Origin of the sequence: Paraburkholderia sartisoli (assembly GCF_900107685.1) — a bacterium.
Taxonomy (GTDB): Bacteria; Pseudomonadota; Gammaproteobacteria; order Burkholderiales; family Burkholderiaceae; genus Paraburkholderia; species Paraburkholderia sartisoli.
Genome location: NZ_FNRQ01000003.1, coordinates 246,934 through 259,431, shown reverse-complemented (window position 1 = coordinate 259,431; position 12,498 = coordinate 246,934). Strand labels below are relative to the sequence as shown.

Below are 12,498 nucleotides of genomic sequence, written 5' to 3'. Positions count from 1 at the left end.
GTCCGGCGCCACAGCCAGGATCAATGCCCCGGTTAGCGGCTTCAACGGCGCGCGCAGCGACGATCTGAACGATCGCCGCGCGCCGTTGCGTGAAACGCCTATTCCTCTTCGTGCGAGGCCATGAATGCCCGCATGAAGACGAGCGCACCCCAACCCCACATCGCATTGGCTGCAAAGCCGACCGCAAGCCGCGGCAGCATGTTGCCGCTCGGCCAGATACCGCGCAGCGGGTCAACGACGAAAACGCCTGCGGCCGTCAGCACGATGCCGCCGAACACGAACGCCTGAACCCACGGCGCGATCCGCTCAGGCGAGACGCGCAGCAACCAGGCCATCAGGACCGCCCAGCACGCACTCCAGATCGCATTTGCGATGAAGGTGGGCAAACCGAGTGGCAGGAACGGGTCGGTCGAGAATCCGCTCGGGTCGATCAACCCGGCCGCGTGCAGTAGCGCGAGCGTCGATTCGTGGAAAAACAGGGAAGCCAGAAAGCCGGACACGAATGGCAGGATGATCTTTTGCATGCGATGTACCGCCAGGGGCACGTCGACGCGCTTCATGGCGCCGTGCCGGGTTATCGGAAAACGTGCGTCATTATATAGAGCGCGAGCGGGTGCGCCTCCGCGTTCGCTTTCACCGTCGCTGCGCCCGTATGTTAAAGCGTCGGGCTAATCACGAAAGTGGAAAACCTAAGCTCAAATAAATCGTTCAAAAGCTTCGGGGCCGTCCATAGACTGTTTCTCCATGCAGACGCGATAGCCGTCACCCTTCTGGCGCACGCAGGTTTGCGTCGCGCGTTCCTCGATGATGCCGTTGCATCGCCGTGTGTCATGAGCGGCGAGACGCGATGTCGCGTGTCTCGCGTGTAGATGTCCAGCGGGATCGCGTCCGTTTCGAATAAAAAGCAGGAGCAGCCCATGAATGTGTTCTGGTTCATCCCGACTCACGGCGACAGCCGTTACCTCGGTACATCCGAAGGTGCGCGCGCAGCCAGTTACGACTACTTCCAGCAGATCGCTGTCGCCGCCGATACGCTCGGCTACGAGGGCGTGCTGCTGCCCACCGGCCGTTCGTGCGAAGACGCGTGGGTGGTCGCCGCGAGTCTGATTCCGGTCACGAAGCGGCTCAAGTTTCTCGTCGCGATCCGTCCGGGCATCGTGTCGCCCGGTTTGTCGGCGCGCATGACGGCGACGTTCGATCGCCTGTCGAAAGGGCGTTTGCTGATCAACGTCGTGACAGGCGGCGATGCGGTGGAACTCGAAGGCGACGGGCTTTTCGTCGATCACGATACGCGTTACGACATCACCGACGAATTCCTGCGCATCTGGCGCGCGCAGTTGAGCGCGTCGCACACGAACGATTCGATCGATTTCATCGGCCGGCATCTGACGTCGAAGGGCGGCAAGGCGTTGTATCCGCCCGTGCAGGATCCGCATCCGCCGTTGTGGTTCGGGGGTTCGTCGCCGGCTGCGCATGCGCTCGCGGGCGAGCACATCGACACGTATCTGACGTGGGGCGAACCGCCCGACGCCGTCGCGCGGAAGATCGCCGACATCCGCGCGCGGGCCGCGACGCATGGCCGCGAGATCCGGTTCGGCATCCGCCTGCACGTGATCGTGCGCGAAACCGAAGACGAAGCGTGGGCCGCCGCCGACACGCTCATCAGCAAGCTCGACGACGAAACGGTTGCGCGCGCGCAGGCGTCGTTTTCGAAGATGGATTCCGAAGGCCAGCGCCGCATGGCCGCGTTGCACGGCGGCAAGCTCGGCAACCGTCAGGCGCTCGAGGTGTATCCGAACCTGTGGGCCGGCGTCGGCCTCGTGCGCGGCGGCGCGGGCACCGCGCTCGTCGGCGATCCGCAGCAGGTTGCCGCGCGCATGCAGGAATACGCGGACCTCGGCATCGAGACGTTCATCCTGTCCGGCTATCCGCACCTGGAGGAGTCGTATTGCTTCGCCGAGCTCGTGTTCCCGCTGTTGCCGGGCCGTCTGAAAGAGCGCGTGAGCGGGCCGCTGTCGGGACCGTTCGGCGAGATCGTCGGCAACAACTATTTGCCGAAAGCCGCGCAAAGCTGACCGGGCCGCGCGCGTGCGTGATGCCTTGAAGGTATCACCGCGTGACGCTCAATCAACACGGAGAAAGCCATCATGGCTGAATCGCTTGTCGAAACAGGGCGCCTGCGACGGCTCTCCGCCCAGGTCGCGCCGTTGCTGATCCTGCTCGCGTGGGAAGTGGCCGCGCGAAGCGGCGTGCTGTCGGCGCGCGTGTTGCCCGAGCCGCTTGCGGTGGTGAAGGCTGCGTGGTCGCTGATTCTCTCAGGTGAAATGTGGACCGATGTGAAAGTGAGCGCGTGGCGCGCGGTGTCGGGACTCGTCATCGGTGGGGGCATTGGCCTCGTGCTGGGTCTCGCGACGGGGCTTTTCAGGTCCGCCGAAGTCGTGCTCGATTCGACCGTGCAGATGATCCGCAACATCCCCGCGCTGGCGATGATTCCGCTCGTGATCCTGTGGTTCGGCATCGAAGAGGAGGCCAAGGTTTTTCTGGTCGCGCTCGGCGTGTTCTTTCCCGTTTACGTGAACACGTACCACGGCATCCGCTCGGTCGATGCCAACCTGATCGAGATGGCGCACAGTTACGGCGTGAAGGGTTTCCCGCTGTACCGGCATGTGATCCTGCCGGGTGCGTTGCCGTCGATTCTCGTCGGCGTGCGGTTCGCGTTCGGGCTGATGTGGGTCACGCTGATCGTCGCGGAAACGATCTCCACGCAGTCCGGTATCGGCTACATGACGATGAATGCGCGTGAGTTTCTGCAGACCGACGTCGTGGTGGTCGGCATCCTGCTGTACGCCGCGCTCGGCAAGCTTGCCGACATGTTCGCGAAGTACATCGAGCGCGTCGCGCTGCGCTGGCACCCCGCCTATCAACGAGGAGCGAAAGCATGAGCGCAACGCTTTTTTCCGCATCGTATGCAGGCGTCTCGGGCCTCGATCTCGAATCCGAACTCAAGCAGATGCGCGCGGCCGATCATGATGCGATCGACGCATCCGGTACGCCGGATACTGCCCACGCTCGCGACGAAGCGCGCATCGTGGGCGCAACGCCTGCGCTTCTGCGAGAAACGCCGCGCGCGGGCGACTACGCCGTCGAGTTGCACGGCGTCGGCAAACGCTATGGCGAGCGGAAGGTTCTGTCGGACTTCAGTCTGTCGATCGAGCGCGGCAGTTTCGTTGCGATCGTGGGCCGTAGTGGCTGCGGAAAGTCGACGCTGCTGCGCCTTGTCGCCGAGCTCGAGGCACCCAGCGCGGGCGTGCTGAAAAAGCACGACGCAGACGGCGCACCGCTCGATACGCGGATCATGTTTCAGGACGCGCGTCTGTTGCCATGGAAGACCGTGTTGCAGAACGTGATGCTGGGCCTCGGCCGCGGCGCTCGCGAGGACGCGCGCGCGGTGCTTGCCGAAGTCGGGCTTGCCGGTCGCGCGGATGACTGGCCCGCGCAGCTTTCCGGCGGTCAGCGTCAGCGCGTCGCGCTGGCGCGCGCGCTGGTGCATCGTCCGCAACTGCTGCTGCTCGACGAGCCGCTTGGCGCGCTCGACGCGCTCACGCGCATCGAGATGCACGCGCTGATCGAACGGCTGTGGCGCGAGCACCGCTTCACCGCGCTGCTCGTCACCCACGACGTGCATGAAGCCGTGGCGCTCGGCGACCGCATCCTGCTGATCGAGGAAGGACGCATCGCGCTCGATCAGCCGGTGCCGCTTGCCCGTCCGCGTGTACGCGCTTCGTCGGCTTTTGCCGCGCTTGAGGAACACGTGCTGGATCGTGTGCTGAAGAGCACGCCGGATGACAACGCGCCGCTGTTCCATTCTTCGTTTCACGATGCGCACTCCGACGCAGTGTCCGCTGCGTCAATCCATTCCACACGGCCGACGGACGTCCGCTGGGCCATCTGACATCGCACGCATGTGTCACCCGTTTTGTCGTTCCACTGGAGTCAATCGATATGGGCATTGCCGCAATCAACGTACGCAATCAGTTCAAGGGGAAGGTCAAGGAAATCATCCGCGGGCCGGTTGTGTCCGAGATCGACGTCGATACGCCGTTTGGGATCGTGACGTCGGTGATCACGACGCGCTCCGTCGATGAACTGGAACTGAAGGTCGGCGCGGAAGTGATCGCGCTGGTGAAATCGACGGAGGTGTCGATCGCGCGTCTATGACGTGCGTTGTGGTTTGCACGTCCCGGTGGCGGCGCGGTGCGGGTGACAGGTCGGGCGCGCGGTTTGTTGCCTTTCGTCGCCCGTGGCGTGCGGCTTCGCGTGACGAACCGCAAACGTGCTCGCGTCACGCGGCTACTTCGCGTTTGCCGCGCTGGCCGGGGGCTCGCGCGTGATCTTGTCCCGGGTCGGTTTGTCGGGGCGCTTGACCGGCATGTTGTCCGGATTATTCGCGTTGTCGACGCGCGCGCCGCCCGATGCGGCCGAAGGCGGAACGGCCATCGACCCTGTGGTGTTTTTCGGCGCAGGCTGTTGTGGTGTCGTGAGCCCACTCGCGACGGGAAGAAACAACGCAGTGGCAACACGCGCAGCCGGTACCCATTCGATGCGTTTCATTCGACGCTCCCAGCGTTTTTCAGGCTATTCCTCGCAGGCGCGCATCAAACGCATCCGATGCGCGCATCGTCACCGGGCGCCATCGCCCCCGGCTTGTATGTCATCCGAAAGCAGCAAACAACACGCCTGAACCGGGGCTGCGTCTGTCCCCGAATCGCGCCGGCGCGATTTCGTGGAAGTGCTAGCATGAATTGAGCATGTGGATGCGAAAGGAGGCAGCCATGTCAAAAGCCCTGAGTACCGAAGCGATCGACGCATTGCGGCAACTGAACGAAGTCGGCAGCGGGCAGCCTGCGCCGCAGTTGTCGTCCAGTGTCGCGGCTGAATTGCTGAGTGCCGGTGTCGTGACACGCAGCGCGGACCATGTCGAAATCACCTGCGACGGCAGAAAGTATCTATCCGGCGACTGCGACTGACATTGAACCAGGGTGCGCGCGCAAGCCGCGAGGCCATCGACGCGACGTATGGCGCTCGCGCAGACGCGAGTTGACGACGGTTTCGCTGGTTGTCGAAGCAGTCAGTGGGAAAAGCAGGGGAAGGCGAGGCTATTTCGTTCCGAAGCGCACCATGCGAAATAGTGTGTGGAACATCAGCAACTGAAGGGGAAGGACTTTCTGGGGTGGCTGATGGGACTCGAACCCACGACGACAGGAATCACAATCCTGGACTCTACCAACTGAGCTACAGCCACCACTGGAACGACTTTGAACTGCTTTCTGGCTCGCCATGAACTGGCTTGCCGATCAAGAAGCGAGATTATACAAACACGACTGCGGTTTGCCTAGTCCTTTATTCAAACATTTCGGCGGGCTCACGCAGATGCGTGCGTGCTTCATCGAAGATCGCGAGATCGCCGGTCGCCAGTTTCCTGTTATCCGACAACACACGGCGCCACCCACGCGCCCCCGCGACACCACGATACAGTCCAAGTGCATGACGCGTAATACCGCCGAGGAACGTGCCGCGTGCAAGCTCGGCCGCGCAATACTCGATGAGTTTCGTTTCGGCGGCTTCACGGCTCAGCGCGGGTTCTGACGAGCCGTAGAAACGCGCGTCGACATCGGCGAGCACATACGGGTTGTGATACGCCTCGCGCCCGAGCATCACGCCATCGACGTGCTGCAGATGGGTCTCGACCTCATCCAGCGTTTTCACGCCGCCATTGATAAGGATTTCGAGCTGCGGAAAATCGCGCTTCAGCTGATACGCGTAGTCGTACTTGAGCGGCGGGATCTCGCGATTTTCTTTCGGGCTCAAGCCTTTGAGGATCGCGTTGCGCGCATGCACGATGAACACATTGCAACCGGCGTCGGCAATCGTGCCGACGAAGTCGCGCACGAATCCATATTCCTCTACCGCATCGACGCCGATCCGATGCTTCACCGTCACCGGCACCGAAACCACGTCGCGCATTGCCTTCACGCAGTCGGCGACCAGTTGCGGCTCGTTCATCAGACACGCGCCGAACGCGCCACGTTGCACACGCTCCGACGGGCAACCGCAATTCAGATTGATCTCGTCGTAGCCCCACTGCTCGCCGAGCTTCGCCGCGCGCGCGAGGTCGGCCGGCTCGCTGCCGCCCAGCTGCAACGCAACGGGTGCTTCGTCGGACGTGAACGCGAGATGACGCGCGACGTCGCCGTGAATCAGCGCGCCTGTCGTCACCATCTCCGTATAGAGCCACGTGTGGCGCGACAGGATGCGGTGAAACGAGCGGCAATGACGATCGGTCCAGTCCATCATCGGCGCAACCGATACGCGACGGGGACTCGGAGATGGGGACGAAGACATGGGAACGGCCAGGCGGCGGGGAATCAAACCGCGATTTTACCGCAAGCCGGCGACGCGGCTTCTCCCTGCCGCCGGCACGGGTTTAACCACGTCGAAATCACCCGGAATCGGGGTCGAAAAGCCCGAAGCCCTTGTCCTTCAAGGCCGTACCCCATTGTTCCTGTTTGCAGAATAGTAAATTCAAATTATCGACACAAATTTTCGATAGTAGGGGTATACACTGCCTCCATCGACGTTGCGACAGGCGAAAACCAAAACCCTTCCGCAACGACCTCGTACCGAAAATCAACGTTTATTGGAGAGTCATCATGAAGAGCAAGCTTATCGCAGCCGTCCTGATCGCCGCTTCTGCCTCGATCGCCGCTCCCGCCTTTGCAAGTGGCTACGGCCCGGCGCCGCATTACAACCCGACCATTGGCGCACCGGCTTCGCAGCAAGGCCAGAATTCGCAAACCGTCGCCGCCGAGCAAGCCGCTCAGGCTTCGAACAGCGCCTACGGTGGTGTCAACGCGTCGTCGTCGCAATCCGGCAACCGCGCAGAACAAACGGGCCCGCGCTCGGTCTTCTTCGGTCATTAATTGATCGCAGGCGGGACGCCTCACAAGGGCGTCCCGCTTTTGTATTTCCTGCTGTTCGCAGTACTTCTTCGCTTTGCCCCCTGCCGTCGTTTTTCTCCCGCTTTTTCTGTCTTGTCCAATCCAGTTTCGACATCTGCTCTGTCGCGTTAGCGGCCTTGACCTTGCGTCGATCGTAATGGCAATGCGTGGTTCCTGAGTTCGCGTGTGCGGTGAAACCGGATGCATCGTCGTCGCGCATTTCCGCCTGTCAGCACTTAACCTGCCGTCAGGTCGTGCGGCATGCCGATATCTGCTGATTGCGAGGCGCAGCAGAAAATGCGCGCCCAATGTGCCATTCCCAACTTTCAGCTGGCGCGCATCTTTCTATGATGGTCGATGTCGTGTGTCCTGCCGCCGCGTTGCCTGGCGTCCGTCACGACTTACATTGCCCGGGTGGCGAAGAAGACGGAGCGTCGATGGATCCAGTCAATATTCACGTGCATCTGTATTACGGGGTCGATCCGCTGCAATTTCGAAAAAACGAGAATGCAGGCTGCCTGTATGGCTATCATTTCGCCGAATCGGACACGATGGCGCTGTCTTATTCGCGGGACCATCCGGAAGGCCGTCTGCTGCGTCTCGTGCGGCGCACCCTGAAATCGCTCCTCGGGTTCGACTTCATTCACACGTACCGCAATAGAGCCGGCCTCATGAGCGCGGACGTGATCTGGACTCACACGGAGCGCGAATATCTGTCCGTCGCGCTTTTGCTGTTGCTGACAAGGCGCACCCGCGAACCGCTTCTCCTGGCGCAGAGCATATGGCTGCTCGATATCTGGAAGTCGCTGAGCCCGCCCAAACGATTTTTCTATCGATGGCTGCTGGGCCGTGCCGATGTCCTCACCACCCACAGCCCGGACAATGCGGCGCTCGTCCAGAAATACTGGGGACGTGAGGCAACGGTGGTTCGATACGGGCTGGACACACGGGATTTCCCGCTGACGACGGCAGGCGACTGGCGGCCTCACGAGCCGTTGCGCATTGCCTCGATTGGCAACGATCGCGACCGCGACTGGAACACATTGATCACGGCCTTCGAGAACGATCCGCGTTATTGCGTGCGAATCGCGACACGGCGGAAGATCTGGCGGCGTTCGAAAGCCAGTAACGTGACCGTCGCACCGGCGCATGGCCTCGCCGCGCAACGCGCGCTATATGAATGGGCTGACGTCGTGATTGTTTCGTTGCATCCCAATCATCATGTCTCGGGCATAACCGTTATTCTCGAAGCCGTCGCGACAGGCAAGCCTGTCGTTGCCACGGCAACAGGTGGCCTCGAGGAATATTTTTCCAGCGGCAGCATCGGGTACGTGCCGGCGCATGACCCCGTGGCGATGCGCGAACAGGTGGCGTTTCTCGCACGCGAACCGGGTGTCGCGACGGAGCAGATGCGTCGCGCGCAGCGGGAGTTCGTGCAGAAGGATCTGACCACGCGCGCGTTCGCGAATCAGCACGTGATGCTGACACGGTCGCTGATCAACAGGCCGACTGAGCGCACCGTCGAGCCGTTGCCGCATTCGCGCACATGAGCATCGGCTGAACGTGACGATGCGTCAGTGATCGTCACGTTTCGTGAGGGCAGTGCTTTCCCGAATTCAAGGTTATGCACTGCCTGTCACTTTGCTGATACCACGAGTTTGAGCTTGCCGGCGCCCGCGGTACTTGCGGTGATTTGCGTGCGGCGGGTGCGCGTGCCCAGATAAAAGTGCTGGCGAGCGGGGGCGTTCTGGTCGTGCGTCGCATCGGGGAGACACGAAGCGATGTCCGCTGCCAGCGCCTGCAGCGCATCCGCGGAGGAGCCCGCTTCGCTGTGGGGTGTCCAGACGCATTGATAATTCGCGCCCTCAGTGCTGCATCGTGCGTCGTCACCATAGGGCTGGGCCAGGCTTCGGCCGTCGCTCGCCTGGAGCGAGGCGAATCCGTCCGGCGCCGCCGCCACGATTCGCTTGAGCGCGGCGCATGGGCTCGGCGTGTCATCGGCGAGAGCCACGCCAGTCGATAGCGTCCATATGGACAGTGCGGCGACTGCCAGTAACGCAGGAATCCGTTTTCCCAGCTTGATCCTGTTCATCGAACATGTCCTCTACCTGGTGCCGCGACAATGCGGCCTGGCGACGTCGCGAGCTTTTCAATCCCTTTGCAAAGTCTACCGGTGAGCATCGACGCTGCCCGGTGTGCAGATCGCAATTCCGCGCGGACTATCTTTCCTGATCGAGGCTGATGGTTGGGTCAGGCGAGGTCGCCGGATGGGGCGTGACGATATCGGTCAGGAAGAGCTCAAGGCCAAAAAGCCGTGCGAATCCCAATGCGAGCGACGTCGACAGGCGCGTGCCCTTTTTATGCCCAGCCGCTTCGAAAAGACCGCTCGGAACGGACGACGTCCCGGCGGCGGAGTCGCCGGGTTCGGCGGAAGCGAGTTCGGAATCCGGGTTCATGGCGATAGCCTTGCGCTGGACGGGGGTGACGTCACCAGCAGTGAGCCAGAAACCGGTGTACCAGCAATCGGCGTGCCTGACCGTTTTTCGTCTCCCTGTCAGTCGACCCGGGGTATCACGTTCCCGACGTCCAGTTACGCCCCGCTGCGCCCATGCCCGCTCACGTGCGCCCCCGCGCGCCGGTCGAGGCCGACTACGTCTGCGATGGCCGCGCATCCGAGCGCCGCCACGATCAGGAACGCGAGGTTGAAATCGGCAGTGGTGACGCTCTGGCCGCCGTGGCCGTGAAACCAGGCCGCCATCCGCAGCGCGATCGCGCCGAACGCGACGCCCATGCCCACGGTCATCTGCCCCAACGTGCTCGAAAGCGTCGATGCGCCGCTCATCTGCGGCTTGGGGACGTCCGCGAACGTGAGCGTGTTGATCGCGGTGAACTGCAGCGAACGCGCGAGCCCGCTGACGAACAGAACCGTGACGATCCAGAACGCGGAAGTCGCGGGCGTCAGCAGGCTCATCGCCGCGAGCGTCAGCGCCGCGAACACGCCGTTCACGAGCAGCACCGACCGGAAGCCATAACGCCGCATGATGGGCGTCGTCACGAGTTTCATCGAGAGATTGCCGGCGAACACCGCGAGCGTCAGCAGCCCGGAGTGAAAAGCGTTCATGCCGAAACCGATCTGGAACATCAGCGGCAGCAGGAACGGAACCGCGCTGATCGAGATGCGAAAGAGCGAGCCGCCGCCGAGCGCGACCGCGAAAGTCTTGATCCTGAGCGCGGACAGATCGACGACCGGATGCGCGGTACGTCGCAGATGAAACAGCGCGGCCGCGCCGGCCACGGCGCCGATGCCGAGGCACACGAGTGTCTCTTTCCAGGGCGCGTCGGCGCGCCCGGTCAGCTCCATCGCGTACATCAGCGCCGTGCAGGCGAGCCCCGACAGCACGAAACCGGACGCGTCGAACGGGCGTTTTTGCGCGTCGCGTTCATTGCCGATGAAGCGCCACGCAAGCACGAGTCCGATCAGGCCGAGCGGCAGATTCAGATAGAAAATCCAGCGCCACGACGAATACGTGGTGATCAGCCCGCCGAGCGGCGGCCCGATCACGGGGGCGACGAGCCCCGGCCACGTGATGATCGAGATCGCGCGCATCAGGCTGTCCTTGGGCGTCGCGCGCAGGACGGCGAGCCGGCCGACCGGCACCATCATCGCGCCGCCGATGCCCTGCAGAACGCGCGCCGCGGTGAATTCGACGAGACCGTTCGTCATGCCGCACAGCACCGAGGACGCGGTGAACACCGCGAGTGCGCCGGTGAACACGTTGCGCACGCCGAAGCGGTCGGCGGCCCAGCCGCTGATCGGGATGAACACGGCGAGCGTCAGCAGATACGACGTGATGCCGATGCTGAGATCGACCGGATGCACGTCGAACGAGCGCGCCATCTGCGGCAGCGCGGTGGCGATGATCGTGCCGTCGAGGTTTTCCATGAAGAACGCGGCGGCCACGAGCGTGACGATCAGCGACGAATCACCGGAACGCGGTGCGGCGGACGATGAACCAGACATCTGCATGACACTCCGGAGCGAAGCAGGGCAAGGCAAGCGAACCAACCCTTGACGGTTTGCAGCGCGAATTGCAGCGATAACGCCTGCGCGTGCGCTGCGCGAGAGCGTCATTCTAGCGGCCCAGCGCGCCGCGCGCCGGCGTGGTAACTTCGACGTTTTCCGCTCACATACAGCACAAGGAACAGTTCGATGGAATACCGCAGACTCGGCGCAACGGACGTAAAGGTCAGCGTCATCGGCCTCGGCACGATGACGTGGGGCGAGCAGAACACCGAAAGCGAAGCGCATGCGCAGATCGACTACGCGCTCGATCACGGCGTCAACCTGATCGATGCCGCTGAAATGTATCCGGTGCCGCCGCGTCCCGAGACGCAGGGCTCGACCGAGCGTTATATCGGCACGTGGACCGCGCAGCACCAGAGCGCGCGCGAGAAGATCGTGCTCGCCACCAAGATCGCCGGCCCGGCCCGCCAGCCGCACAACCCGCGGCACATTCGCGGCGAAGGCAACCAGTTCGACCGCAAGAACCTGACCGAAGCGCTGAACGACAGCCTCAAGCGCCTGCAGACGGATTACGTCGACCTGTATCAACTGCACTGGCCCGACCGCAGCACGATGACGTTCGGCCGCACGGCGTACCCCTGGATCGACGACGCGTACACGGTGCCGATCGAGGAAACGCTGTCGGTGCTCGCGGACTTCGTGAAGGAAGGCAAGGTGCGCCACATCGGCGTGTCGAACGAGACGCCGTGGGGCGTCGCGCAGTTTCTGCGCGCCGCGGAAAAGCTCGGCTTGCCGCGCATCGTCAGCATCCAGAATCCGTACAGCCTGCTGAACCGCACGTTCGAACTCGGGCTGTCGGAGTTCAGCCACCGCGAGAACGTCGGCCTGCTCGCCTATTCGCCGCTCGCGTTCGGCTGGCTGTCGGGCAAGTACGAGGGCGGGGCGCGTCCGGCGGGCGCGCGCATCACGCTCTTCGAGCGCTTCCAGCGCTACAGCAAGCCGCAATCGGTCGAAGCGACGACGCGCTATGTCGAACTCGCGAAGCGTCATGGGCTGTCGCCGGCCCAGCTCGCGCTCGCGTTCGTGAACAGCCGCCCGTTCCTCACGAGCAATCTGGTCGGCGCGACGTCGCTCGAGCAGCTGAAGGAAAACATCGCGAGCGCGGAAGTGACGCTGTCAGCGGACGTGCTGGCCGAAATCGAGGCGCTTCACGAGCAGCAACCGAATCCGGCGCCGTAATTTCACCGGCTTTCGACGGTTTTTCGCGCTTTTCGCGTTTTCAAAGCAATGCGCAGTGGACAGCCCCGGTTTTTCAGCCGGGGCTGTTCTGCTTTCAGCCGCCGCGCCCCAAGGTTCACGATCCAATGGGTGCGCCCCTGCGCGATCGGTGACGAATTGCCGTGTTCAATCGGCAAACGCGACCTAAACTGGGGAACTGGGCTGGACAACTGGCCGGCGCGACCGGATAGGGCACGG

Annotated in this window: 14 protein-coding genes and 1 tRNA gene; 8 read left to right on the top strand and 7 right to left on the bottom strand. The window is 63.0% G+C overall.

Translation table 11 applies throughout. The features are described 5' to 3' along the window. Nucleotides 1–98 precede the first annotated feature (98 nt). On the bottom strand, nt 99–524 hold the full coding sequence (locus BLV45_RS12510; protein WP_090533870.1) for a hypothetical protein: 426 nt from the start codon (nt 522–524) through the stop codon (nt 99–101). Nucleotides 525–917: 393 nt separating this feature from the next. Between BLV45_RS12510 and ssuD the strand changes: the two genes are divergently transcribed. From ssuD to BLV45_RS12490, 4 genes are all read left to right on the top strand, one after another. Beyond that, a complete protein-coding gene (gene ssuD / locus BLV45_RS12505) occupies nt 918–2,075 on the top strand; it encodes an FMNH2-dependent alkanesulfonate monooxygenase (RefSeq protein ID WP_090533355.1) in 1,158 nt (385 codons plus the stop codon). 72 nt (nt 2,076–2,147) lie between these two features. Then, nucleotides 2,148–2,942: an aliphatic sulfonate ABC transporter permease SsuC gene (ssuC, locus tag BLV45_RS12500; RefSeq protein ID WP_090533353.1), complete on the top strand. Its 795-nt coding sequence runs from the start codon at nt 2,148–2,150 to the stop codon at nt 2,940–2,942. Continuing rightward, nucleotides 2,939–3,952, top strand: a complete 1,014-nt coding sequence (locus BLV45_RS12495) for an ATP-binding cassette domain-containing protein (protein WP_090533351.1) — start codon at nt 2,939–2,941, stop codon at nt 3,950–3,952. Before ssuC ends, BLV45_RS12495 begins: the two co-directional genes overlap by 4 nt. 50 nt (nt 3,953–4,002) lie before the next feature. Then, nucleotides 4,003–4,218 carry a TOBE domain-containing protein gene (locus BLV45_RS12490; RefSeq protein ID WP_090533349.1) on the top strand — a complete coding sequence of 72 codons (216 nt, stop codon included), beginning with the start codon at nt 4,003–4,005 and terminating at the stop codon, nt 4,216–4,218. A gap of 132 nt (nt 4,219–4,350) precedes the next feature. Here the strand turns inward: BLV45_RS12490 and BLV45_RS12485 are convergent, their stop codons facing one another. After that, nucleotides 4,351–4,611, bottom strand: a complete 261-nt coding sequence (locus BLV45_RS12485; protein WP_090533347.1) for a hypothetical protein — start codon at nt 4,609–4,611, stop codon at nt 4,351–4,353. Between the two features lie 221 nt (nt 4,612–4,832). Here BLV45_RS12485 and BLV45_RS12480 point away from each other — a divergent pair, with 221 nt between their 5' ends. Continuing rightward, nucleotides 4,833–5,027, top strand: coding sequence for a hypothetical protein (locus BLV45_RS12480; RefSeq protein WP_090533345.1), 195 nt, complete (start codon nt 4,833–4,835; stop codon nt 5,025–5,027). A gap of 199 nt (nt 5,028–5,226) precedes the next feature. Here BLV45_RS12480 and BLV45_RS12475 read toward each other — a convergent pair. Both BLV45_RS12475 and dusA read right to left on the bottom strand, forming a co-directional pair. Continuing rightward, a tRNA-His gene (locus BLV45_RS12475) sits at nt 5,227–5,302 on the bottom strand. A gap of 98 nt (nt 5,303–5,400) precedes the next feature. After that, nucleotides 5,401–6,402 carry a tRNA dihydrouridine(20/20a) synthase DusA gene (gene dusA / locus BLV45_RS12470; RefSeq protein ID WP_090533343.1) on the bottom strand — a complete coding sequence of 334 codons (1,002 nt, stop codon included), beginning with the start codon at nt 6,400–6,402 and terminating at the stop codon, nt 5,401–5,403. A 308-nt stretch (nt 6,403–6,710) separates the two neighbouring features. On the opposite strand from dusA, the gene BLV45_RS12465 reads away from it, so the two are divergent. Beyond that, a complete protein-coding gene (locus tag BLV45_RS12465) occupies nt 6,711–6,980 on the top strand; it encodes a hypothetical protein (RefSeq protein WP_090533340.1) in 270 nt (89 codons plus the stop codon). Nucleotides 6,981–7,435: 455 nt separating this feature from the next. Further along, nucleotides 7,436–8,548 carry a glycosyltransferase family 4 protein gene (locus tag BLV45_RS12460; protein ID WP_245753211.1) on the top strand — a complete coding sequence of 371 codons (1,113 nt, stop codon included), beginning with the start codon at nt 7,436–7,438 and terminating at the stop codon, nt 8,546–8,548. 86 nt (nt 8,549–8,634) lie between these two features. Here the strand turns inward: BLV45_RS12460 and BLV45_RS12455 are convergent, their stop codons facing one another. The 3 genes from BLV45_RS12455 to BLV45_RS12445 form a co-directional block, all read right to left on the bottom strand. After that, nucleotides 8,635–9,090: a hypothetical protein gene (locus BLV45_RS12455; protein WP_090533338.1), complete on the bottom strand. Its 456-nt coding sequence runs from the start codon at nt 9,088–9,090 to the stop codon at nt 8,635–8,637. A 127-nt stretch (nt 9,091–9,217) separates the two neighbouring features. Then, nucleotides 9,218–9,454, bottom strand: a complete 237-nt coding sequence (locus BLV45_RS12450; protein ID WP_090533336.1) for a hypothetical protein — start codon at nt 9,452–9,454, stop codon at nt 9,218–9,220. Between the two features lie 134 nt (nt 9,455–9,588). Continuing rightward, nucleotides 9,589–11,025, bottom strand: a complete 1,437-nt coding sequence (locus BLV45_RS12445; RefSeq protein WP_090533334.1) for a DHA2 family efflux MFS transporter permease subunit — start codon at nt 11,023–11,025, stop codon at nt 9,589–9,591. Nucleotides 11,026–11,208: 183 nt separating this feature from the next. Between BLV45_RS12445 and BLV45_RS12440 the strand changes: the two genes are divergently transcribed. Continuing rightward, nucleotides 11,209–12,261 (top strand): NADP(H)-dependent aldo-keto reductase, encoded by a 1,053-nt coding sequence (locus BLV45_RS12440; RefSeq protein WP_090533332.1) that lies wholly within the window; start codon nt 11,209–11,211, stop codon nt 12,259–12,261. Nucleotides 12,262–12,498 lie beyond the last annotated feature (237 nt).

What these genes read in the sequence shown, in the direction of transcription:
- BLV45_RS12510 (WP_090533870.1), bottom strand. Translation starts at nt 524, where the DNA reads ATGCAAAAGATCATCCTGCCATTCGTGTCCGGCTTTCTGGCTTCCCTG.
- ssuD (WP_090533355.1), top strand. Translation starts at nt 918, where the DNA reads ATGAATGTGTTCTGGTTCATCCCGACTCACGGCGACAGCCGTTACCTC.
- ssuC (WP_090533353.1), top strand. Translation starts at nt 2,148, where the DNA reads ATGGCTGAATCGCTTGTCGAAACAGGGCGCCTGCGACGGCTCTCCGCC.
- BLV45_RS12495 (WP_090533351.1), top strand. Translation starts at nt 2,939, where the DNA reads ATGAGCGCAACGCTTTTTTCCGCATCGTATGCAGGCGTCTCGGGCCTC.
- BLV45_RS12490 (WP_090533349.1), top strand. Translation starts at nt 4,003, where the DNA reads ATGGGCATTGCCGCAATCAACGTACGCAATCAGTTCAAGGGGAAGGTC.
- BLV45_RS12485 (WP_090533347.1), bottom strand. Translation starts at nt 4,611, where the DNA reads ATGAAACGCATCGAATGGGTACCGGCTGCGCGTGTTGCCACTGCGTTG.
- BLV45_RS12480 (WP_090533345.1), top strand. Translation starts at nt 4,833, where the DNA reads ATGTCAAAAGCCCTGAGTACCGAAGCGATCGACGCATTGCGGCAACTG.
- dusA (WP_090533343.1), bottom strand. Translation starts at nt 6,402, where the DNA reads ATGTCTTCGTCCCCATCTCCGAGTCCCCGTCGCGTATCGGTTGCGCCG.
- BLV45_RS12465 (WP_090533340.1), top strand. Translation starts at nt 6,711, where the DNA reads ATGAAGAGCAAGCTTATCGCAGCCGTCCTGATCGCCGCTTCTGCCTCG.
- BLV45_RS12460 (WP_245753211.1), top strand. Translation starts at nt 7,436, where the DNA reads ATGGATCCAGTCAATATTCACGTGCATCTGTATTACGGGGTCGATCCG.
- BLV45_RS12455 (WP_090533338.1), bottom strand. Translation starts at nt 9,090, where the DNA reads ATGAACAGGATCAAGCTGGGAAAACGGATTCCTGCGTTACTGGCAGTC.
- BLV45_RS12450 (WP_090533336.1), bottom strand. Translation starts at nt 9,454, where the DNA reads ATGAACCCGGATTCCGAACTCGCTTCCGCCGAACCCGGCGACTCCGCC.
- BLV45_RS12445 (WP_090533334.1), bottom strand. Translation starts at nt 11,025, where the DNA reads ATGCAGATGTCTGGTTCATCGTCCGCCGCACCGCGTTCCGGTGATTCG.
- BLV45_RS12440 (WP_090533332.1), top strand. Translation starts at nt 11,209, where the DNA reads ATGGAATACCGCAGACTCGGCGCAACGGACGTAAAGGTCAGCGTCATC.